Source organism: Nonomuraea sp. NPDC049129 (assembly GCF_040648495.1).
GTDB lineage: Bacteria > Actinomycetota > Actinomycetes > Streptosporangiales > Streptosporangiaceae > Nonomuraea.
The window spans coordinates 179,482-200,487 of sequence record NZ_JBEZDU010000016.1 but is presented as its reverse complement, the minus strand read 5'-3'; the positions used below and the strand labels follow the sequence as shown (position 1 = coordinate 200,487).

Annotated in this window: 17 protein-coding genes; 8 read left to right on the top strand and 9 right to left on the bottom strand. The window is 69.9% G+C overall.

Annotated elements, in window-relative coordinates; translation table 11 throughout:
- Positions 1 to 151 precede the first annotated feature (151 nt).
- Together AB0B64_RS39620 and AB0B64_RS39615 are read left to right on the top strand one after the other, a co-directional pair.
- The gene (locus tag AB0B64_RS39620; RefSeq protein ID WP_357954075.1) at positions 152 to 475 is read left to right on the top strand and encodes a hypothetical protein; all 324 of its coding nucleotides are present in this window, start codon (positions 152 to 154) and stop codon (positions 473 to 475) included.
- A 192-nt stretch (positions 476 to 667) separates the two neighbouring features.
- On the top strand, positions 668 to 1,981 hold the full coding sequence (locus tag AB0B64_RS39615; RefSeq protein WP_357954077.1) for a hypothetical protein: 1,314 nt from the start codon (positions 668 to 670) through the stop codon (positions 1,979 to 1,981).
- Between the two features lie 129 nt (positions 1,982 to 2,110).
- Here the strand turns inward: AB0B64_RS39615 and AB0B64_RS39610 are convergent, their stop codons facing one another.
- From AB0B64_RS39610 to AB0B64_RS39585, 6 genes are read right to left on the bottom strand one after another with little or no spacing between them, the layout of a single operon-like run.
- Positions 2,111 to 2,491, bottom strand: coding sequence for a universal stress protein (locus tag AB0B64_RS39610; protein WP_357954079.1), 381 nt, complete (start codon positions 2,489 to 2,491; stop codon positions 2,111 to 2,113).
- Complete coding sequence (locus AB0B64_RS39605) at positions 2,488 to 3,987, bottom strand: tripartite tricarboxylate transporter permease (RefSeq protein ID WP_357954081.1); 1,500 nt, start codon at positions 3,985 to 3,987, stop codon at positions 2,488 to 2,490. The genes AB0B64_RS39610 and AB0B64_RS39605 overlap by 4 nt, the downstream gene beginning before the upstream one ends.
- Before the next feature lie 16 nt (positions 3,988 to 4,003).
- Positions 4,004 to 4,513, bottom strand: coding sequence for a tripartite tricarboxylate transporter TctB family protein (locus tag AB0B64_RS39600; protein WP_357954083.1), 510 nt, complete (start codon positions 4,511 to 4,513; stop codon positions 4,004 to 4,006).
- Positions 4,510 to 5,499, bottom strand: a complete 990-nt coding sequence (locus AB0B64_RS39595; RefSeq protein ID WP_358184319.1) for a tripartite tricarboxylate transporter substrate binding protein — start codon at positions 5,497 to 5,499, stop codon at positions 4,510 to 4,512. Before AB0B64_RS39595 ends, AB0B64_RS39600 begins: the two co-directional genes overlap by 4 nt.
- A gap of 22 nt (positions 5,500 to 5,521) precedes the next feature.
- Positions 5,522 to 6,814, bottom strand: a complete 1,293-nt coding sequence (locus AB0B64_RS39590; RefSeq protein WP_358184316.1) for a glucarate dehydratase family protein — start codon at positions 6,812 to 6,814, stop codon at positions 5,522 to 5,524.
- 15 nt (positions 6,815 to 6,829) lie between these two features.
- Positions 6,830 to 7,768, bottom strand: a complete 939-nt coding sequence (locus AB0B64_RS39585) for a 5-dehydro-4-deoxyglucarate dehydratase (protein ID WP_357954088.1) — start codon at positions 7,766 to 7,768, stop codon at positions 6,830 to 6,832.
- 95 nt (positions 7,769 to 7,863) lie between these two features.
- Between AB0B64_RS39585 and AB0B64_RS39580 the strand changes: the two genes are divergently transcribed.
- From AB0B64_RS39580 to AB0B64_RS39555, 6 genes are all read left to right on the top strand, one after another.
- Positions 7,864 to 8,682, top strand: coding sequence for an IclR family transcriptional regulator (locus AB0B64_RS39580; RefSeq protein WP_357954090.1), 819 nt, complete (start codon positions 7,864 to 7,866; stop codon positions 8,680 to 8,682).
- Between the two features lie 47 nt (positions 8,683 to 8,729).
- The gene (locus AB0B64_RS39575; protein WP_357954092.1) at positions 8,730 to 9,866 is read left to right on the top strand and encodes a mandelate racemase/muconate lactonizing enzyme family protein; all 1,137 of its coding nucleotides are present in this window, start codon (positions 8,730 to 8,732) and stop codon (positions 9,864 to 9,866) included.
- Between the two features lie 7 nt (positions 9,867 to 9,873).
- The gene (locus tag AB0B64_RS39570; RefSeq protein ID WP_358184312.1) at positions 9,874 to 10,551 is read left to right on the top strand and encodes a FadR/GntR family transcriptional regulator; all 678 of its coding nucleotides are present in this window, start codon (positions 9,874 to 9,876) and stop codon (positions 10,549 to 10,551) included.
- A 21-nt stretch (positions 10,552 to 10,572) separates the two neighbouring features.
- A complete protein-coding gene (locus AB0B64_RS39565; protein WP_358184309.1) occupies positions 10,573 to 12,348 on the top strand; it encodes a histidinol-phosphate aminotransferase family protein in 1,776 nt (591 codons plus the stop codon).
- Entirely contained in the window at positions 12,345 to 13,148 is an 804-nt protein-coding gene (locus AB0B64_RS39560) for a phosphatidate cytidylyltransferase (RefSeq protein ID WP_358184306.1), read from the top strand. The genes AB0B64_RS39565 and AB0B64_RS39560 overlap by 4 nt, the downstream gene beginning before the upstream one ends.
- 64 nt (positions 13,149 to 13,212) lie before the next feature.
- Entirely contained in the window at positions 13,213 to 13,644 is a 432-nt protein-coding gene (locus tag AB0B64_RS39555) for a DUF1622 domain-containing protein (protein WP_357954100.1), read from the top strand.
- On the opposite strand, the gene AB0B64_RS39550 is transcribed toward AB0B64_RS39555, so the two are convergent.
- The 3 genes from AB0B64_RS39550 to AB0B64_RS39540 form a co-directional block, all read right to left on the bottom strand.
- On the bottom strand, positions 13,633 to 16,542 hold the full coding sequence (locus AB0B64_RS39550; protein ID WP_358184303.1) for a CBM35 domain-containing protein: 2,910 nt from the start codon (positions 16,540 to 16,542) through the stop codon (positions 13,633 to 13,635). The two genes, AB0B64_RS39555 and AB0B64_RS39550, sit on opposite strands and share 12 nt — an antisense overlap.
- 134 nt (positions 16,543 to 16,676) lie before the next feature.
- Complete coding sequence (locus AB0B64_RS39545) at positions 16,677 to 18,557, bottom strand: potassium transporter TrkA (RefSeq protein ID WP_358184300.1); 1,881 nt, start codon at positions 18,555 to 18,557, stop codon at positions 16,677 to 16,679.
- A gap of 247 nt (positions 18,558 to 18,804) precedes the next feature.
- Positions 18,805 to 20,793 carry a translation factor GTPase family protein gene (locus tag AB0B64_RS39540; protein ID WP_358184438.1) on the bottom strand — a complete coding sequence of 663 codons (1,989 nt, stop codon included), beginning with the start codon at positions 20,791 to 20,793 and terminating at the stop codon, positions 18,805 to 18,807.
- Positions 20,794 to 21,006: the final 213 nt, after the last annotated feature.

Genomic DNA, 21,006 nt, shown 5'->3' with positions numbered 1-21,006 from the left:
TGCGAAATGCGGTGATCCGTCAGAGATGGCTGGTACGGTACAGGTTTTCTGCTGAATACCGGGACTTTCCCATGCGCGGACATATTGCATAGGAAACTTTCCTAATAGATACTCCGGATGAAGCGTCCAACCCCCCGAATCTGGAGTCGCCGTGCTTCGTCGCGTCCTCACCCTGACCTCGGTCGCCGCCGCCACCCTGATCACCCTCGCCCTGCCCGCCCAGGCGGCCGAAGTGGACGTCACCTTCGGGCCGACGTCGATCGGCGACTACTGCCACGCGAAGGTCAGCTCGGCCTCGTGGATCGGCTTCTACGAGGCGGGCGGCCTCAGGTGCTACGCGAGCGGCACCGGCGGCCCGCCGCAGTACGCCGGATCCGGCGACCCCTACCTGGCGTGCAAGTTCCTCACCACGGAGGTCGTCATGAGCGCCAGGCGGGGCACGTCCGACGCCCTGGTGTGCAGGGTGATCGTCTAACGCCCCTTTGGGGAGGGTATTCGGCTTCCTTACATGTTCCGGATACAAAATGGTCATTTTGGGTGTCGAAATTATCCAGGCATCGCGGTTACAGTGACCCCGCAAGCCAGATGATCTTCATCCGGCTTCTTCGTCACCGCGATCAGGAGGCTGAGAACTCAGTTGCGCGCCTGGAATTTATCGACCCGAAACTTGACGTCGTACGCGGCGGGTGTGGCGGCCCTCGCGTTAGCGTTCGCGGGGGCCGTCGCGGCCCCCGCCTCCGCGGATGACATCGACACCTACTACCTCGACAGCGTCAACGGCAACGACTCGGCCGCCGGCGACTCCCCGGAAACGGCGTGGAAGACGCTGGCCAAGGCGTCCGCGGCGAAGCTGGAGCCAGGCGAAAAGCTCATGCTCAGCCGCGGCAGCACGTGGTCCGGGCAGCTGGAAATCACCGAGTCGGGCGACGCGGACAACCCGATCGTCGTCGACGCCTACGGCACGGGCGCCCGTCCGGTGCTCAAGGACGACATCGAGGCCTGCCTGTACCTCGGAGGCAGCCACATCGAGGTCTACAACCTGCAGGTCGGCGTGGACTCGGACCAGGGCCGTTGCTCGTGGGCGGGGATCAAGGTAGGCGGCAGCAACAACGTCATCGAGCAGAACTACATCACCGGCGCGGCGGCGGGCGTCTACATCGAGACGAGCGCCCGGTACACCGCGGTGACCAGCAACGAGTTCGTCAACAACAACTTCATGAGCAAGCTCACGCCGCAGGAGGAGAACGACAACGACGACTCCGGCGCGTTCGCGATGCTGGTGCAGGGCGACGACTCCAACATCGGCTGGAACACCATCACCGGATCGGTGGCCTTCAGCTACGACTACGAGTTCGACGGCGCGGCGGTGGAGATCTTCATGGGCTCCCGCAACTACGTCCACCACAACCTCGCGCTCGACAACGACACCTTCACCGAGCTGGGCACCAGCCGCAACGACGACGGATCGACGAACGACCCCGACGGGACCTCCGGCAACGTCTTCGAGTACAACGGCATCTACGGAGACAGGACCCGCTCCGGCATCGTCACCCGCGGCCCGGTCAAGGACAACGGCGAGATCGAGACGAACGGCCCGGTCTTCAGCACCGTGTTCCGCAACAACTCGATGAACCTGCCCAACTCCGACGCCGAGGGCGTCGTCTGCTACGCGAGCTGCACGAACGCGCACTTCAAGCTCTCGCAGAACATCGTCGTGGCCGGGAAGAAGAGCGCCTACGCCGACTCCACCTTCACCGCCAACGACCACAACGTCTTCTACGGCGGCCAATACCAGATGACGGCCGGCACCGCCAACGTGCGCAAGGACCCGAAGTTCGACACCGACCCGAGCAGGCCCCTGCGGCTGCTGAGCGGGAGCCCGGCGATCGGTCTGGGCGTCAAGAAGTTCAACCCCATCGACCTGGACGGAGCCCCGGTGGGCGGGAACGGCACCATCGAAGCCGGGGCCTACGAGTACTGAGGCCGATCGCGCATTACGGCCGTCAGAAGGCCGCCATCGAGGCGCACCTGCTCGACCGCGCCCACCGTGACGGCTTCCCGGCCACCGTCATCCATCCCGGCCACATCACCGGCCCGGGATGGATGCCGGTCAACCCGGCTCCTTGACCGCGAGCACCGGACAGCTCGCTTCGAGCAGGATCCGCTGGGCGCTGCTTCCCATGATCAGTTTGCCGACCGGTGAGCGCCTGCGCAGCCCGATGACGATCAGGCTCGCCGAGGCCGCCTGCGCCGCCGCGAGCACGGCCTCGGCGACGTCGTCCTCGGCCACCTGCTCGAAGTCGTACGACACCTCCTCCGGGACCAGGCGCTTGATCTCCGCCGCGTCCGCGGTCGAGGCGTCGACGTAGGCGCCGGGCCGCGAGACGTTGAGGATCTTCAGCGGCGCCCCTCGGAGCGCGGCCTCCGCGATCGCGTGCTCGAGCGCGACCCGGCCCAGCGGGTTGGGCACATATCCCACGATGACCGTCATGCTGTGGCCTTTCTGCGTTGCTTACGGAGAGCCCGGCTCAGGGGCGGGACGACGATGATGAGCAGGATCGCCACCAGCAGCGTCGCGGCGATCGGCTGGCCGAAGAAGCCGGTCAGCTGGCCGTCGAACAGGCGCATCGAGCGCCGGAAGGACGACTCCAGCAGGCTGCCGAGAACGAAGGCCAGCACCAACGGCCCCGGCTCGAAGCCGACCTTCTTCATCAGATAGCCCACGATCCCGAGGCCGACCATCAGGAACATGTCGAAGACGTTCAGGCGGACGGTGTAGACGCCGATCATGGTGATCAGGATGGTCAGCGGCGCCAGGATCGCCGCTCGGATGCGCAGGATCTTGACGAAGATCCCGATCAGCGGCAGGCTCATGGCCAGCAGCAGGATGTTGCCGACGTACATCGAGTTGACGACGCCCCAGAACAGGTCCGGCTTCTCCTGCACCAGCAGCGGCCCCGGCGTGATGCCCTGGAGCAGCAGCGCGCCGAACATGATGGCCATGGTCGCGTTCGCCGGGATACCCAGGGTGAGCAGCGGGATGAAGGAGGACGTGGCGGCGGCGTTGTTGGCGGTCTCGGGTCCGGCGACGCCCTGGATGGCGCCCTTGCCGAACCGTTCGGGGTGCTTGGCGGTCTTCTTCTCCACCGCGTACGCCACCATCGACGACATGGTCGCCCCGCCGCCCGGCAGGATGCCGAGGATGAAGCCCACCAGCGAGCCGCGGGTGATGGCTCCCTTGGACTCGCCGAGGTCCTTGCGCGAGGGATAGACCGAGCCGACGCTGGGAGCGGGGGCGCTCTTGCCGCGCAGCGACTCCAGGCTGTAGAGGATCTCGCCGACGCCGAACAGGCCCATCGCGACGATCACGAAGTCGATGCCGTCGAGCAGCTGGTCGCTGCCGAACGTCAGGCGCGAGGTGCCGGCCAGCGGGTCCTGGCCGATGGTCGCCAGAAGCAGGCCGACGGTGGCCATCAGGATGCTCTTGGTCGTGGAGCCGGTGCCGAGCGTCGAGACCAGCAGGATGCCCAGCAGCGCCAGCGCCGTGTACTCGGCGGGGCCGAAGTCCAGCGCGAACCCGGCCACCAGCGGCGCGACGAAGGTGAGCGCGATGATCGCGACCGTGCCGCCGATGAAGGAGCCGATCGCCGCGATGCCGAGCGCGGAGCCGGCCCGCCCCTGTCTGGCCATCTCGTGGCCGTCGATCGCGGTCACCACGCTGGACGCCTCGCCCGGCAGCCGCAGCAGCACCGAGGTGATCGTGCCGCCGTACTGGGCGCCGTAGAAGATGCCCGCGAGCATGATGATCGCGGCCGTCGGCTCGATGTTGTACGTGACCGGCAGCAGGATCGCGATCGTGGCGGCGGGCCCGAGGCCGGGCAGGACGCCCACGAGCATGCCCAGCGTGACGCCGAGCAGGCAGTAGAACAGGTTCTCCGGTTGGAAGACGACCCCGAACCCGGCGATCACCGGGGAGAAGAAATCCATGGTCAGCCGATCTGGTTCAGAAGGGCAGGATGTGCGGAAGTGACACGCCCAGCCCGGTGACGAACAGCAGGTAAAGGACGGCGGTCGAGCCGAGCGAGATGATCACGGTCATCCGCCAGCCCTCTCGTCCGAGTCCCTTCAGCCACAGGACGAGCAGCGCCACCGTGGGGATCTCGAAGCCGATCCGCTCGAACAGCAGCGCGTAGCCCACGAGGGACACCGCCGCGACGACGACGATCAGGGCCTCGCGGGTGAAGGTCTCCTCCTCGCCGGTCGGCCCGGACCGCAGCACGAGCACCGCCGCGGTCACGACCATGGCGACGCTGACGGCCAGCGGCCACAGCCCGGGGCCCGGGTTGGACAGCGTGCCGACCCCCAGGCTCCACGACATGATCCCGGTGATCACGCCGATGGCGAGCGGGATGAGCGCCGCGACGATGTTCTGCCGGCGGGCGTAGGCCGGAGTCGGCGGGGTGGGAAGCCCGTCCTCCTCCGGCACGCCTTCCTCGGGTACGACGCTGGTCATTGCTGGCCCGTGAGGTCGATCCCGAGCTTCTTCGTCAGCGCGGCGAACTCGCCCTGGGCCTTGGTGAGCTGCGTCTTGACCTCATCGCCGCCGACCTCCCAGCGGCCGATGTAGTTGGACTTCAGCAGCTCGCCGTACTCGGGCGTGGCGATGGCCTTGTCGATGGCGTCGGCCAGCTTGTCGCGTACGTCGGCCGGCAGCCCGGCGGGCGCGGCCACGAACCTGCGCTGGTCCACCACGACGTCATAGCCGGACTCGGTGGCCGTCGGCGTGTCGGGCAGCGCCTCGACGCGCTTGGTGCCGAACACGGCCAGCGCCCGGAGCTTGCCGGACTGGACGTGCTTGGCGGCCTCGGCGATCTGCACGGACGCCGCGTCGACCTTGCCGCCCAGGACCGCGGTGATCGTGGGGGCGCCGCCGTCGAACGGCACCGGCGTCGCCTTCACCTTCGCCACCCCGAACAGCAGGGCCTGCGACAGCTGGCTGCCCGTCCCCGCGCCGGTGGTGCCGTACTTGATGCCGTCGGCCGCGAGCAGGTCCTTGAGCGACTTGTACGGCGAGGTGGCCGGCACGACCAGGGCGTAGTCCTCGACGGCCAGTCCCTTGACGAAGGTCATGTCCTCGAGCTTGATGGCGTCGGGGTCCTGGACCATGAGCGGCCCGATGGCGAACAACGACTGCGGCATCACGGCCACCCGGTAGCCGTCGGGCTTGCTGCTGAAGACGTCCTTACCGGCGATCTTGCCGTTGGCGCCCGGCTTGTTGACCACCACGGCGGGCTTGCCGAGCGGCTTCTCGATGCTCTTGGCCAGGGCGCGGGTGACCAGGTCGGTGCTGCCGCCCGGCTCCGTCGGGACGGTGAACTCCACGGCCTTGCTGGGGTAGGCGGCGCCATCGCCGGCACCGCCGCCCTTGACCGAGCAGGCGGACATGGCGACCACTGCCAGCAGGGCGCCACCGATGCGCAGGCCGATCGTGGATGACATTCTCATCAGAGTGTTCTCTCTTTCACCAGCGTGGAAGCGGGGGCTGGACCCACGTGGGGTCGGCCACGCGCATGGCGGCCACATCGTCCCTGTCGCGGAAACCGCTGAGCTCGCTCCAGCGTTCGTGCAGGGTGGCCAGGGCGTCGCGGTCGAGTTCGACCCCGAGGCCAGGGGCGTCGGACACCTCGAGGGCGCCGCCGACGAAGCGGTGCGGCTGGGTGATGACGTCCTCGGTCTGCCAGGGCCGGTGGCTGTCGCAGGCGTACTCCAGGTCCGGAATGACGCTGGCGACGTGGGTCATCGCGGCGAGGCTGATGCCGAGGTGGGTGTTGGAGTGCATCGACAGCGCGACCCCGTAGGTGCGGCACAGCGCCGCGAGCTCGCGCGTGGCGTGCAGGCCGCCCCAGTAGTGGTGGTCGGACAGCACCACCTGGACGGCGTCCTTGGCGAACGCCTCGGGGATCTCGCCGAACGTGGTGACGCACATGTTGGTGGCCAGCAGCGCGCCGGTCCTGGCGCGTACCTGCGCCATGCCGTCGATGCCGGTGGTCGGGTCCTCCAGGTACTCCAGCAGGCCGTCGAGCTCCTCGGCGACGCGCACGCTCGACTCCAGCGACCAGCCGCCGTTGGGGTCCAGGCGCAGCGGGTGGTCGGGGAAGGCTTCGGCCAGCGCCTTGATGGCCGCGATCTCCTCTTCGGGTGGGAACACGCCGCCCTTGAGCTTGAAGGAGCGGAATCCGTAGGTGTCGGTGAAGCGCCGCGCCTGGCGTACGACGCCTTCGGGGTCGAGGGCGGCACCCCAGTCGTCGCGCGGCGCGTCCTCCATCGGGTGCTCGGCCCAGCGGTAGAACAGGTAGCCGCTGTAGTCGACCCGGTCGCGCACCTTGCCGCCGAGCAGCGCGTGCACGGGCAGGCCGAGCGTCTTGCCGAGCGTGTCCAGGCTGGCGACCTCGAACGCCGAGACCACGCTGCGGACGATCTTCTCGTTGGTACGGCTGCCGCGCAGCCCGGCCGGGTCGAACTCGTTGATCGTGCCGGGCGTCAGCCCCGCCGAGTCGTAGGCCAGCTCGTGCAGCCCGTTCAGCGCGGTGAGCGGCCGGCCGATGACGGCCTTGGCGAGGTTGCGCGCCACCTCCAGGTATTCGGTGTCGCCGTAGGTCTCGCCGACCCCGGTGGCGCCGCTGTCGGTCTCGAGCTCGACGATGGTGCGCGGGGTGTACGGCTGGTGCACGCCGAGGACGTTGAGCAGCGGCGGGTCGCTGATCAGGATCGGCGTGACGGTCGCCTTGACGATCCGAGGGATGAGTTGCGACATATGGGGATTCCTTCCTTACCGGACGAGGTCGAGGCCAGTGTCCAGCAGGGCGCGGAGCTGTTCCAGGTGCTCGGGCGGGGGGTCGGCGAGCGGGGCGCGTACGGAGCCCACGGGCACTCCCCGCAGCTTAGCCGCGGCCTTGACCAGCGACACTCCGTAACCGATGCCCTTGTCGCGCAGCTCGACCAGGGGGACGTAGAAGCGGCTCAGCAGCAGCTCGACCCGCTCATGGTCGTCGGCGTGGAAGGCCTGGAAGAAGTTCTTGGCGATCTCGGGGGCGAAGGCGTGCACGGCGGAGGAGTAGGCGGGCACGCCGATGCTCCGGTAGGCGCGGGCCTGCATCTCGGCCGTCGCGGCGCCGTTGAAGAACAGCCACTCCGGCGGCGCGGCCAGCTTGAGCCGCTGCAACTGGTCGAGGTCGCAGTGACCGTCCTTGAGGCCGATCACGTTCGGTATCGCGGCCAGCCCGGCGATGCTGCCCACCGCCACCTTCATCTGGGCGCGCTGGTAGACGATCACGGGCAGCGAGGTACTGGCGGCGACCCGCCGTACGTGCTCGACCAAGCCCTCCTGGGGCGCCTCCACCAGATAGGGCGGCATCAGCAGCAACGCGTCGGCCCCGGCCCGCTCGGCGATGGCGGCGAACCGGGCGGCCTGGGCCCAGCCGTAGCCGGCCCCCACGACGACCGGCAGCGCTCCGGCCGCCTCCTCGACCGCGGCCGTGACGACCCTCTCGTACTCGTCCTCGGCCAGGGAGAAGAACTCCCCCGTCCCGCAGCACGGGAACACCGCGCCGGGACCGGCCGCGATCTGGTCGCGGAGGTAGGCGCGGAAGGCGTCGATGTCCAGGGCCCCGTCGGCGTCGAAGGGCGTCAGCGGGAACGACAGAACGCCGGTCTCCATACCCCGCCGAAGCCTGGCGCGTACATCATCACTTGTATACGTATCGGTCATCCTGTCTCCATATGTAGATGCCTGTTACGTGGCGAGCAGTCTCGCTCCAAAATTGGTAATGTGTCAACAGGCCGTCCCCCGACAGATGAGGTGCGATGACACTCCCCCTAGACGAGGCCGAGGGCACGGCGCAGAGCGGCGTGCGGGGCGTGAAGTCCGCCGCCCGCACGGTCGAACTCCTTGAGCTCCTCGCCTCGCGACAGAACCGGCCGGCCCGGCTGCGCGAGCTCAGCGACGCGCTCGGCGCGCCGCGCAGCAGCATCTACGCGCTGATCCGCACACTGGTCGAGCGCGGCTGGGTGCGCACCGACGCGAGCGGGACGCTCTACAGCATCGGCATCCGCGCCCTGCTGGCGGGCACCACCTATCTCGACACCGATCCCTACCTGCGCATCGTCCAGCCGCACATCAACGACCTCAGCGCGCTGCTCGACGAGACCATCCACTTCGGCCGCCTGGACCGGGGCGACATCGTCTACCTGGCCACCAAGGAGTCGAGCCAGTATCTGCGCCCCTTCAGCCGGGTCGGGCGCCGGCTGCCCGCCTTCAGCACGGCGATGGGCAAGTCACTGCTGGCCGAGCGGCTCGGCACCGGCCTGGAGGTGCCGATCCCCGCGCAGCTCACTCCCCTGACGCCCAAGACGCTGGTGGACCGCGACGCCCTGACCCGGGATCTGGAGCTGACGCGCCGGCGCGGCTACGCCATCGACGACGAGGAGAACTACGCCGGCGTCATGTGCTTCGGCTTCGCGCTGCGCTACACCAGCCCGCCGACCGACGCCATCAGCTGCTCGGTGCCCATCGCCAACCTCACCGAGGAACGGACGAAGGAGATCACCGACGCGATGGAGCGCACCAGGCTGGCCATCGAGCGCATGGCCCCCATGGACCTGTCCGGGACCGCCGAGTTCTAGACGACCAGCAGTTGTATGACGACATGGCGAGTTGTACGATGACCGCCATGACTACCTCCGACCGCATCTCCTGGATCCGGCTCTCCTCGGTCTATCTGCCGCTCGCCACCCCCATCAGTGACGCCAAAGTGCTCACCGGGCGGCAGCGGCCGATGACCGAGATCGCCTTCCTGTTCGCCGAGATCGGCGCCGAGAGCGGGCATCGGGGCTTCGGCTTCGGCTACTCCAAGCGCGCCGGCGGCCCCGGCCAGTACGCGCACGCCAGGGAGATCGCCTCGGACCTGCTCGGCGAGGACCCCAGCGACATCGCCCGCCTGTGGGAGAAGCTGGTCTGGGCGGGGGCGTCGGTCGGGCGCAGCGGGCTGTCCACGCAGGCCATCGCGGCCCTCGACGTCGCGCTGTGGGACCTGAAGGCCAAGCGCGCCGGACTCCCCCTGGCCAAACTGCTGGGCGCCCACCGCGACTCCGTACGCTGCTACAACACCTCCGGCGGCTTCCTGCACACCCCGATCGAGCAGGTCATCGAGAACGCGAGCGCGGCGCTCGAACGCGGCATCGGCGGCATCAAGCTCAAGGTCGGCCACCCCGACTCCCGGATCGACCTGGCCAGGGTCGGCGCGGTGCGCGAGCATCTGGGCGACGGCGTACCCCTCATGGTGGACGCCAACCAGCAGTGGGACCGGCCGGCCGCCCAGCGCATGGGCCGGGCCATGGAGGAGTTCGGGCTGGTCTGGATCGAGGAGCCGCTGGACGCCTACGACAGCGCCGGCCACGCGGCGCTCGCCGCCTCGCTCGACACGCCGATCGCGACCGGTGAGATGCTCACCAGCGTCGCCGAGCACGCCGAGCTCATCCGCCTCGGATCCGCCGACGTCATCCAGCCCGACGCGCCGCGCATCGGCGGCATCACGCCGTTCCTGCGCCTGGCGGCGCTGGCCGAGCACAACCGCCTGCAGCTGGCCCCGCACTTCGCGATGGAGATCCACCTGCATCTGGCCGCCGCCTACGGGCTGGAGCCCTGGGTCGAGCACTTCGAGTGGCTGGAGCCGCTGTTCGAGGAGCGCCTGGAGATCCGCGATGGCAGGATGATCGTGCCCGACCGCCCCGGCCTCGGGCTGACCCCGAGCGAGCAGGCCGCCAAGTGGACCGCGGACCAGTGCGAGTTCGGCACCAGAAAGGACTGACCCCGCGATGGCGAGCCTGACCCAGACCCTCGTCGACGACCTGACGGCGCGCATCCAGGAAGGCGTCATCCACCCCGGCGACAAGCTGCCGACCGAGAGCAGCCTGGTGGAGACGTACGGCGTGAGCAGGACGGTCGTGCGCGAGGCCATCTCGCGGCTGCAGGCCGCCGGGCTCGTCGAGACCCAGCACGGCCGCGGCAGCTTCGTCCTGGCGCGGCCGGGCTCGGCCAGGTTCGAGTTCGGCCAGAGCGGCGAGCTGACCGTCGATGACGTGGTCGACCTGCTCGACTTCCGCATGGCCTTCGAGGTCGAGGCCGCCGCCCTCGCCGCCCGCCGGGGTGGGGGACCCCGCCTGGACGACCTGCGGGCGGCCCTCGACCGGTTCGCCGCGAGCGCCGACAACCCGAGCACGGCGGTGAACGCCGACTTCCAGTTCCACCTCCGCATCGCGCTGGCGACCGGCAACCGCTACTTCGCCGACCTGATCACGTCGTTCGGCCCTTCCATGATCATCGTGCCGCGTGACCGGCTGTCGCCCGCCGGGCAGAGGCATTTCGAGCAGATCGTGGTCGAGCACGAGAACATCTACGCGGCCATCGAGCGCCAGGACGGCGAGGGCGCGCGCGCCGCGACCCGCGTCCACCTGAGCAACAGCCGCGCCCGCCTGCTGGCCGCCCACCCCTAGCCTTCACCAGGAACCCGGCTGGTGTCGGCGTACGTCGGACTAGACATGGTCATGCTGGAGATCCGCCCCGGGTCCGTGTCCGACAGAGAGTGGATCTACCGGCTGCGGCACGAGGTCTACGCGCACGAGCTCGGCCAGCACCCGCCCAACCAGGCCGAACGGCTGAGCGACGCCCTCGACGACGGCAACGTCTACATCGTCGCCGCCCACGGCGACCGGCCGGTGGGGTTCGTCAGCATCACGCCGGCCTGGGCGGGCCGCTATTCGATCGACAAGTACCTCAGCCGCGCCGGGCATCCGGTCCTGGGCAGGGAGGACCTGTTCGAGATCCGCATCCTGACCGTGGACCCGCGCTGGCGGGGCTCGGCGGCGGCGCCGCTGCTCATGTACGCGGCGCTGCGCTGGGTGGCCGCGCACGGCGGCCGCGTCGTCGCGGCGCTGGGCCGGACCGAGATCCTCGGGATGTACCTGGCCGCCGGGCTGACCGGCACCGGTACCCGGGTACGCGCGGGGGCCGTCACCTTCGAGGTGCTGTCCGGGCAGGTGAGCGAGCTGGCCGAACGGGCGCGGCGGCACCACGGCCCGCTGCTGCGCGCCCTGGAGCCGCGGGTGCGCTGGAGCATGGAGATGCCGTTCCTGCCCGGACCGCCCGCCTGCCAGCACGGCGGCGCCTCGATCGGGGTGCTGGGCCGCCGGTTCGACAGCCTGCCGGCGCGCGACGACGTCGTGCCCGCCGACGTGCTCGACGCCTGGTATCCGCCCGCTCCCGCCGTGGTCGAGCTGCTGGGCGGCGACCAGGGCTGGCTCGCCCGCACCTCTCCCCCCGCCTACCCCGAAGGGCTCGTCGAGGAGATCGCCGAACGCCGCGACCTGCCCCCGGACGCCGTCGCGACCGGGGCGGGCTCGTCGGACCTGATCTTCCGCGCGTTCCGCGGCTGGCTGGACACCTCCTCGCGAGTCCTGCTGCCCGACCCCGTCTACGGGGAGTACGCCCATGTCGTCGAGCAGGTGATCGGCTGCCGCGCCGACCGGTTCCCGCTGCGCCGGGCCGACCGCTGGCGGCCGGACCTCGACCGCCTGCGGGACACGCTGCGCGAGCACTATGACCTGGTGGTCATCGTCAACCCCAACAATCCGACCGGCGTCCACACCGATGCCGGTGAGCTGCGCCGGGTGATCGCGGACGCGCCGGGCGGGACGCGGTTCTGGATCGACGAGGCGTACGTCGAGTACGCCGACTCCGGGCATTCACCGTCGCCGCCGTCGTCGCCGTCACCGTCGCTGGAGCGGTACGCCGCTGCCTCGAGCAATACCGTGGTGTGCAAATCGCTGTCCAAGATGTACGCCTTATCCGGACTGCGAGCGGCCTACCTCGCCGGACCGGCGGAGCTGGCGGCCGAGTCGCGCCGCTGGGCCCCGCCCTGGGGGCTCAGCCTGCCCGCCCAGATCGCCGCCGTGCACGCCCTGCGCGACCCTGACTACTACGCCGGACGCTGGGCCCGGACCCGTATCCTGCGCTCCGGCCTCGCCGAACGGCTCGCCGGTCTCGGCGACGACCTGCGGGTCCACGAGTCGGCCGCCAACTTCGTCCTGCTGACGCTGCCCCGGTCCGGGCCTACAGCGGCCGGTCTGGTGGCGGCGTGCCGGCGGGACGGGGTGTTCCTGCGCGACCTGTCGCCCCTGTCCCCCGCCTTCGAGGGCCGGACGGTACGGATCACGGTACGCGACCCCGACGCCAACGACCGCGTCGCCACCACCGTCGCCACCGCACTGGACCGCCTGCGGACCACCCCGTGATCACACCTGCCACGGCCATCCCGTACATCGCCGTCGCGCTCGTCGTCGGTGGGGTCGCCGTCGCGCTGTCGCGCCGGCGGGAGTACATACTGCGGTGGTGCGCTTGGGCGGTGGCCGTGCCCGTCGTGGTCGCCGCCCTGTACGCCGGGCCGGGTGGGGCCGCGGTGCTCGCCGCCGTGGCCGGGGTGGTGTGCGCCGTGGAGTACGGCGGGCTGGTGGGGCTGGCCGTTCCCGACCGGGTGGTGCTCGTGGCGGTCGCGGGCGCGCTGCCACCGGTGGCGTGGCTGGCGCCGCCGTACCTGCCTCGGGTGCTGGTCGCCGCCGTCCTGGTCGTCGTGCTCGTGCCGCTGCTCGGGGGCGACGCGGCGGGCGGGCTCAGGAGGGCGTCGCTCGGGGTGTTCGGGGTGGTCTGGTTGCTTCCGCTGGTGGGAGTGGTGCTGCTCGGGCCGGTCGTGCTGGCGGTGTTCGTCGCGGTGTCGGTGGGCGACATCGCGGCCTCGTTCGCCGGGCGGTCGCTGGGCGGGCCGTCCCTGTCGCCGCTGTCCCCGGCCAAGCGCTGGAGCGGCGCGCTGGCCGGGGCGGCCGTCGGGCTGGGCGCGCTGGCGCTGCTGGGGGCGTTCACCGTCCCGCTGGCGATCGCCGTGGCGGCGGGTGCCCCGCTGGGCGATCTGCTGGAGTCGATGGTCAAGCGCGGGGCCGGCGTCAAGGACTCGGCGTCGTGGCTGGCGGGCGCGGGCGGGCTGCTGGACCGGCTGGACTCCCTGCTGCTGACGCTCGCGCTCGCCTTGCTGCTCACCTGACGGGCCTGCGCGCTGGTGGGTACATGCCGGATGACGCAAGCGCGTCCAAGTGGCGTATGCGACCATGATCCGGACGTATCGGCGGGCCGGGGAGAGGGACAGCGTGCAGGTGAAGGACGTCATCGAGCTCATCGGCACGGTGCTGGACATCGTGGGCGTGGCCGTGATCTCGGCCGGCCTGGTCATCGCCACCATCACGTACGGCGTGAGCCTGACCCGGTCCCGCCAGGTGGCCGGTCTCTACCAGGCCTACCGGCGGGGCGTGGGCCGCTCGATCCTGCTGGGACTGGAGTTCCTGGTCGGGGCCGACATCATCAAGACCGTCGCGGTCTCCCCCACCTTCCAGAGCCTCGGGGTGCTGGCCATCATCGTCGCGGTCCGCACGTTCCTGAGCGTCTCGCTCCAGGTCGAGCTGGACGGCCGCTGGCCCTGGCAGCCGCCCCGTTCCACCGGGGAGCCCGGCGGTACGGGGCGGGCACCGGCCTCAGCCGAGTGACAGCCGGTCCAGGTCGGGCGCGGCCTCCGTGTCGTTGTGAATCTTGATGGTGTTGGCGCCCGCCCGCAGGGTGACGGGCACGGACGTCGTGTACGGGGTGTTGTTGCCGACGCCGCTCACCTTCACCTCGATCGGCGCGGCGTCGTTGACGGTGACGAAGTAGGAGCGGTCGCCGTTGACCGTGAAGTCGATGAACAGCGTGTACTGGCGGGCCGTGTCGACGGTGACGTCCTCGAACAGCACGTACGCGTCCGCCGCCCCGCCCAGGTTGCGCACCTTCTGCCCACCCGAGCAGGGCGAGCAGTTGGTGATGCCCGCGCTGCCGAGCCGGTTGCGCGAGTCCTCGGCCTCCCGCACGAACACCCGGTCGGCCGGACGCAGCCGCACTCGCAGCTGCTTGGTGACCTGGTTGGCGCGCCCCAGCACCTGGAAGGACGCGGTGATGGGGATGTCGGCCGTGGTGACGTCCTGGCCGGGCGGCGAGGTGAGGGTCCAGGTGCCCTCCAGCGTCTGACCGAGCCGCAAGGTGGCGGCCGTCGCGGCGGCGCCCGTCAGCGTCCAGCCGGCCGGCACCACCGGGGCCAGGTTGACCTGGTCGAGCGCGTCGTCGACGTCGAGCCGCAGCTTCGTCGACACCTTCATCGACTGCTGCCCGGGACCGACCCACTGCAGGCCGGACGGGTCCACGGTCATCGTCGTCTTGGGGACCTCCGAGGCCGGCGGCATCGGCGCGACGGCGATCCGGTCGAGCCCTGGGCCCTGCCGGGCCGTACTGGACAGCGTGATCGTGTTGGCGCCCGCGTTCAGCGGCACCGCCAGCGCCGTGGCGGCGGGAACGTCGGCGTTGTCGCCGCTCACCGGCACCTCCACCGCCGCCGCGCCGTTGACGCTCACCGACAATGAGGTGGCCGCGGCGGCGGTGTGATCGAGTTCGAGCCGGTACGTCCCGGCCGCCGGCACCGTGACGTCGCGGTAGGTGACCGCGTTGCGCGGGCCGCCGCCGAGCCCCACCACCCTGGCCAGGCCGGAGCACGCCTGGCACAGGTCCGGCCGGGCCGAGCCGCTCCTGGCCTGCCGCTCCGCCTCCAGCGGCATCGCCGCCCCGAGGCCCACCGGGTAGGCCGACGCCACCTTGATCTCGTCGATCTGAAGCTCCTGGTAGAAGCGCGGCGCCTGCGGGCCGCCCCAGGTGTTGAGGACCTCCAGCTTGAGGTAGCGGGCGCGGATGCCGCCGAGGTCGATGAACTGCACGCCGCGCGCGCTGCGCATCGCGGCGGAACGTACGGGCTTGCCCCAGTGCTTGCCGTCGTCGCCGGCGTAGACCCGGTAGTCCTTGATCCGGGCCGAGTCCTCGGGCCGGCCGAACGTCTCGCGGGCGTACGTCGGCGACCACTCGCGCTGGTTGACCGCCAGGTAGGCGGCCTCGCGCCGCTTGCCGAGGTCGAGGGTGAGCGAGACGGGCAGCTTGGCGTCGGCGTCCCAGTAGTTCTGGAAGCTGCCGTCGACCAGGGCGCCGGCCGGGTGACCCGCGCGGGTGGACGTGGCGGTCGCCTTGAGCGCGCTCTGGGGATAGAAGTGCTCCTGGCCGCGGGTCTCGACCTTGAACACGGTGTCGTAGTCGTCCCACTTGGTGATGCCGAGGATCGTCAGGTAGCCGCCGGACTGGGCGAACCGCATCCGCTCGCCCGTACGCAGATCGCTCACCGCGGACACGCGGTAGCCGTTGTCGCGCAGCCGCACCTGATCGGTCCTGGGCCTGGTGACCACGTGCACGTACTGGACCTTCGCGCCGCGCTCGACGGTGACGACGCCGTGCGCGCCGTCGTTCCAGAAGCCCGGCTGCATGCCGCCGTACATGTAGCCGCCGCCCTCGGTACCCTGCAGCGAGGACCGGATCGGCGGCACCCACCCGGCCATGAAGTTGTTGAACTCCTCCTGCTGCGGCGGGAACCTGCCGTTGACCATCGGGGTCTCGGCCATCAGCGACTTCATGGAGGAGCCGGCGTTGGTGACGTAGCGGCCGGTGCTGAGGCGGAAGTCGACGGGGTGGCTGCCGCCGTCGTACCACCAGTCGCCGGTGGTCGGGAGCTTGTAGTCGGCCTCGGTCAGGCGCGGCATCGGGGTGAAGGCGGCCTGCGGGTAGTCGTAGGCCGGTGTCATGCCGGTCTTCTGCTCGTTGCTGACCGTGTCCATGATCGGGGTGTCCTCGTTGTTGTTGCTCAGCAACCAGGACGGGCGCTTCTGCCTGATCTGCTCATAAAGCTGGTTCTGCTCCCAGTACTCGTTGTCGTTGTCGATCCAGAACCCGGCCAGGTCCGGATAGTTCTCCATGACCTCGAAGAACAGGTCGTAGCTGAACTGGCCGAATCCGTTCCTGGTTGTCAGGTCGACCGAGCGGCCCTTGTAGGCGGAGTAGGCGGCCGAGTCGAGCGTCTCGACGCCCTGCTCGTTGTGCCACTGCGGGTCGTCGGTCATGTAGAGGATGACCCGTACGCCCTTGGCCTGGCCCGCCTTCACCAGCTCGCCGAGCAGGTCGCGCTGGGTGGCGCAGCTGCCGGGGATCTTCGACGGCCACGGCCGGGCGTAGCCGAGCCTGCTGTGGAAGGTGGCCAGCACGATGTAGGAGGCGCCCAGCTTGCGGGCCTCGTCGACCCAGTAGTCAGGGCTCCAGCCACCGCCGGTGACGTCCCGCTCCCAGGCGGCGCAGTCGAGGTGGCGGGGCGCGGTGAACATGCCCCAGTGCAGGAAGAGTCCCGCGGTCGAGTCGCGCAGCCACTGCTGCCGCGGGTGCTCGACCTCCGCGCCGGCGGCGGGAGCGCCGACGATGTAGGCGGTCAGGGCGAGAAGAAGGGCGGCGCAGGCGGACAGGACTCTGGAGGGGGTGCGGCGGCGCTGCATGGCGATCGCTCTCTCGTTGGGCTGACGGGGGGTAACGCCAACAAGACTGATCTCTCAGACATCCGACGAATACACGAGACAGAGCCCAGAGTCAAGAAAACTGCCCTCCGGGGCGGTCAACTCATCCGATGACTTCAGTCCTCAGCGAGGACGATCACCAGGTCGCGGGGGCCGAACGTGACAGCAGCCGACTTACCCGGATTTAGTACGACACCGTAGGCGGGTGGCGAGGCGGCCTCGGCCAGCACGCGGTAGCCGATCGCGGTCTCACCGCGCGTCCGCGCGGAGTAGATCACGGTGGCGAAGCTGACCGGCACGCCGGGCTGGACGTAGTCCGTCGCCGGCTTGAGGTAGATCTCCGACCCGGCGGAGTCGAACAGGAAGCGGAACACCTGCCCCAGGTGCGGGTTCTCCGACAGCTGGGTCATCAGCAGGCTGATCAGCTTGTCGCTGACGACGAAGTCGTCGGCCTTGGTGACCTGGGCCAGCCGGCGGTTGCGGTCGTCGTTCATCTCGCTGACGATCGCGTACCGCTGCCCGGACTTCGAGGCCATGTCGCGCAGGTGCAGCAGCGTCACCAGCGTGCGCGAGTCGGCGTGCTGCGGCTCCAGGTTGCTGTCGGCCAGCACGATGATGTGGTCGAAGGTGCCCACGTCCAGCGCTTCCAGGGTGACCCGGTCGGTGGTGTCGCACTCCTTGACGTTCACCGCCAGGTTGCGCAGGGCCACCTTCGCCCGGTCCAGGCTGTCGCTCTCCTCGACGGCGGTGGCCGCCACGTGCAGGGTCGATCCGGGCGAGACGTAGTGGTCCAGCTCCTGCACGATCTTCGGGGCGCGGTTGTTCCAGCCCAGCATCAGCGTCCGCTCCGGGGGCGTCTGCTGGCGGACCGGGCGGGTGATCGCGCCCTCGACGATCGGCGGGAAGCTGCGGACGAGCCGGATGGCGGAGTTGTCCTCGGCGACCACGATCATCTGGTCGTCCGGCGTGATCTCGGTGTTCATCGGCGGGTTGAGCACCACGGACCCGTCGCCGTGCCGGATGCCGATGAGCGAGGCGGTCTCGTAGGCGAACAGCGCCTCGCCATAGGGGAAGCCGGTCAGTTTCGGCTCGGGCCGCAGGTAGATCTCGTCGCCGCCGAAGTCCAGCAGGTCCGTGCAGACCACCGACAGGCCCGACTGGCGGCAGGACTGCACGATGAGCCGGGAGGCGATGTCGTCGGTGTCGACCACCTGCGCGTGGCCGCCCCCGGCCAGCTCGGCGGCCACCAGGTTGGTCGTGTCCGTGACGGAGGCGATGATCGGCGGACGGCGCCGTCGCCAGTTGCGGTTCGTCAGCGCCAGCAGCGTCTTGACGACGTGCGCGTCGGGATCGTCACCGGCCGGGGACAGCACGATGGCCGCCCGCGCCGTGTCGAGGCTCATCAGGTCGAGGTCGGTCGGCTCGGTCGGGCTGCCGGAGCGGACGACGACCCGGGTCTTGCCGGTGCTGCCCAGCCGCGAGCGCAACTCCTCCTCCATCTCCAGCTTGTCGCGGTCCCCCAGGATCGCCACGCAGGACTTCGACTCGCTCTCGTTGGCCTCCACCAGCTCGGGGATGATCGTGAAGATCTGGTCCGACCAGCCGATCAGCGTCGTGTGCCCGGACTCCACGATCCTGGAGCGGCCCTTGCGCAGCTCCGTCAGCTTGTTGTCCAGACCGGTGGTGAGCACACCGACGAGGCTGCTGACGATGAGCAGGCCGCCGATCGTGATCGTGAACCCCAGGACGGTGAAGAGCGGGCTGCCCTCGTTGTCGCCCGCCACGGTGCCGGCGTCCATCGCCCGCATGAGCATGCCCCACAGCGCCTCGCCCCAGGACTTGTGCGGCACGTCGTCCTGGGCGAGCAGCATGACGAGCACGCCGAAACCCACGACCATGACCACGGTCACCAGCGCGAGCCAGCCGATCAGGGCCGGAGTGCCCTTCGACATCGTGTTGTCGAACCAATAGCGAAGACGCTCGCGCCGCGTGGCCATGACCAATCCCGTCCTTCATGGATCGCCGCATGGGACAAGCGACCCGGTCCCTATCCCCGTTCGGCGGACGGGACGCCGTGCAGCGCGCCTTCCCCGTGGCTGTCCCGTTCGCCTGTCTCTCGGGCTCTGCCTCGGTGACCGTGGTTACCAGAGGCGCCGGAGGTGACTCTGAGGCGCGCGGGCCCAACAATAGCGACATCTACCCCTTTGCCCCCACTGATCCGCCGAAAGCATCCCTGACCGCTGATCAGACCCGCCGCATGACGTGGAGCAGGTACTCCTTGCGATCCAGCGGGTTGTGGTCCGTGCGCGGCCGGGCCGGCGGCGCGCCGGAGACGGGCTCGTAGCGGTCGAAGGCCGACTCCAGCACGCCTTCGCCGCGGGTCAGCCCCGGCAACTGCTGCTGCAACTCGTGTACGCGGGCCGCCGGGATGTCCCCCTCGACCAGGCAGGACGCGCCTCGCATGGCCGGTGTGCGGGGGACGGCCCGCAGCCGGGCCAGCTCCGGCAGCACGCCGCCGATCGTGTCGGCCGGGACCTCCAGGGTGAAGCGGTGCATCGGCTCGTGCACCCTGGTGCCCGCCTGTCGTAGCGCGTTCATCAGCACCAGTGGCGTCAGGTGGCGGAAGTCCGCGCCGGTGCTCGACATGCTCTTGTCGAAGATGGCGTGGGAGTGACTTTGGCGGGGCGAATAGCCGGAATGCGTCATGGTGACCGTGCAGTCGGTGACCTGCCATCCGTACAGGCCCTGGTTCAGGCTCTCCCGTACGGTGTCCTCGACCGCCTTGTGGAAGGCCAGGGGCAGCGCCCCGGGCGAGACCGCCAGCCGGTAGCGCACGCCGGCGCCCACCGGGGCGGGCTCGACGCGCAGCCCGACCGTGGCCAGGAACGGGTTGGGCGCCTTGCCGTTGAACTCGACCGCCGCGCCCGCGCCGATCGGCCGTTCGACGCAGATCGTGGTCGTCTCGCGGAAGCCGACCTCGAGGCCGAAGTCGGCGGCCAGGGTCGCCTGGATGACCTCCTTTTGCACCTCGCCGTAGAGCGAGACGTAGATCTCCTGCCGGATGTCGTCCTGGCGCAGGTCGATGAGCGGATCCTGCTCGGCGAGCTGGGCGAGGGCCACGCGCAGGGCACCCAGCGCGGCGGGGCGCGCGGGGACGACGACCGTCTCCAGGGTGGGCGGGGCGAAGTGGTGGCCGGCGTCCTTGCGCGGTTCGCCGATCGTGTCGCCGAGCTGGATGTCGGCCAGGCCCCACAGCTTGCCGATCTGGCCCGCCGCGACCGAGGGGCGCTGGACGTCGGCGCCGCGCTCGAACACGCTCAGCGCGGTGACCTTCTGATCGTCGCGGGGCTCGCCCTGACCGTCGTGGAACCGCAGCCGGTCCCGTACGCGTACCGTTCCGCCGAACATCCGGGCATAAGCGATCTTCTCCCCCGCTGGGCCGCGTTCGACCTTGAAGACCGTGCCCGAGACGGGGTCGCCGGGCTCGCCCTGGGCGGCGGGCAGCAGTTCCGCGATGCCGGCGCTCAGCGCGTCCACGCCCGCGCCGGTGATCGCCGAGCCGAAGAACACCGGGTGCGCCAGCGCCTGCCCGGTCTGCGCCGCGAGTTCGCGCCGCAGCCGCCGATAGGAGACGGCCGTCTCGTCATGGACGTAGGCGGCCAGGAAGGCGTCGTCGTGGTCGGCCAGCAGCTCGGTCAGCCGCGCGGTGAAGGCGGCGTCGCCGGGCCCGTACGGAAGGAAGGCCGCGTCTGAAGTGCCCGGATCGCGCACCGAGCCCATCGCCACGATCGCGGGCGTCAGCTTCTCGGCGATGGCCCGCAGCAGCCCGTCGTCCTGGGCGCCACGGCGGTCGATCTTGTTGACGAACAGCAGGGTGGGAATCCGCAGCCGCCGCAGCGTGCGCATCAGCACGCGGGTCTGGGCCTGCACACCCTCGACGGCGGAGATGACCAGCACGGCGCCGTCGAGCACGCTCAGCACGCGTTCGACCTCGGCGATGAAGTCGGGGTGGCCGGGCGTGTCGATCAGGTTGACCGTGACGTCGCCGATAACGAAGGAGACGACGGCGGACTTGATCGTGATGCCGCGCTGTCGTTCCAGGGCCAGCGAGTCGGTCTGGGTGCTGCCGTCATCGACGCTGCCGATCTCGTCGATGACACCGGCGGCGTAGAGCAGCCGCTCGGTCAGGCTGGTCTTACCGGCGTCTACATGCGCCAAGATCCCCAAGTTCAACGTGCGTTTCAAGCGTTCTGTCCTCTAGATAGGTGGCTGTTGCCGTAGCGGGGGACACGAACGCCGGCCTCATCGGTGTGCTCCTTAGGTCGGTGGACTGGTTGCCGGGAGGGAGTACAACAGACGGCCGCCGGGCCGGGCAACCGATTTTGCGCGACCTGCTGGAGTTTGCCGAACAGCCATCATCAAGATACCTTCACCATCCGTATGATG

Bases quoted from the DNA above. Each gene is read 5' to 3' on its own strand.
- AB0B64_RS39600 (WP_357954083.1), bottom strand. From the start codon at position 4,513: ATGACCAGCGTCGTACCCGAGGAAGGCGTGCCGGAGGAGGACGGGCTT.
- AB0B64_RS39610 (WP_357954079.1), bottom strand. From the start codon at position 2,491: ATGACGGTCATCGTGGGATATGTGCCCAACCCGCTGGGCCGGGTCGCG.
- AB0B64_RS39585 (WP_357954088.1), bottom strand. From the start codon at position 7,768: ATGACCGATACGTATACAAGTGATGATGTACGCGCCAGGCTTCGGCGG.
- AB0B64_RS39570 (WP_358184312.1), top strand. From the start codon at position 9,874: ATGGCGAGCCTGACCCAGACCCTCGTCGACGACCTGACGGCGCGCATC.
- AB0B64_RS39595 (WP_358184319.1), bottom strand. From the start codon at position 5,499: ATGTCATCCACGATCGGCCTGCGCATCGGTGGCGCCCTGCTGGCAGTG.
- AB0B64_RS39590 (WP_358184316.1), bottom strand. From the start codon at position 6,814: ATGTCGCAACTCATCCCTCGGATCGTCAAGGCGACCGTCACGCCGATC.
- AB0B64_RS39580 (WP_357954090.1), top strand. From the start codon at position 7,864: ATGACACTCCCCCTAGACGAGGCCGAGGGCACGGCGCAGAGCGGCGTG.
- AB0B64_RS39550 (WP_358184303.1), bottom strand. From the start codon at position 16,542: ATGCAGCGCCGCCGCACCCCCTCCAGAGTCCTGTCCGCCTGCGCCGCC.
- AB0B64_RS39575 (WP_357954092.1), top strand. From the start codon at position 8,730: ATGACTACCTCCGACCGCATCTCCTGGATCCGGCTCTCCTCGGTCTAT.
- AB0B64_RS39605 (WP_357954081.1), bottom strand. From the start codon at position 3,987: ATGGATTTCTTCTCCCCGGTGATCGCCGGGTTCGGGGTCGTCTTCCAA.
- AB0B64_RS39555 (WP_357954100.1), top strand. From the start codon at position 13,213: ATGATCCGGACGTATCGGCGGGCCGGGGAGAGGGACAGCGTGCAGGTG.
- AB0B64_RS39545 (WP_358184300.1), bottom strand. From the start codon at position 18,557: ATGGCCACGCGGCGCGAGCGTCTTCGCTATTGGTTCGACAACACGATG.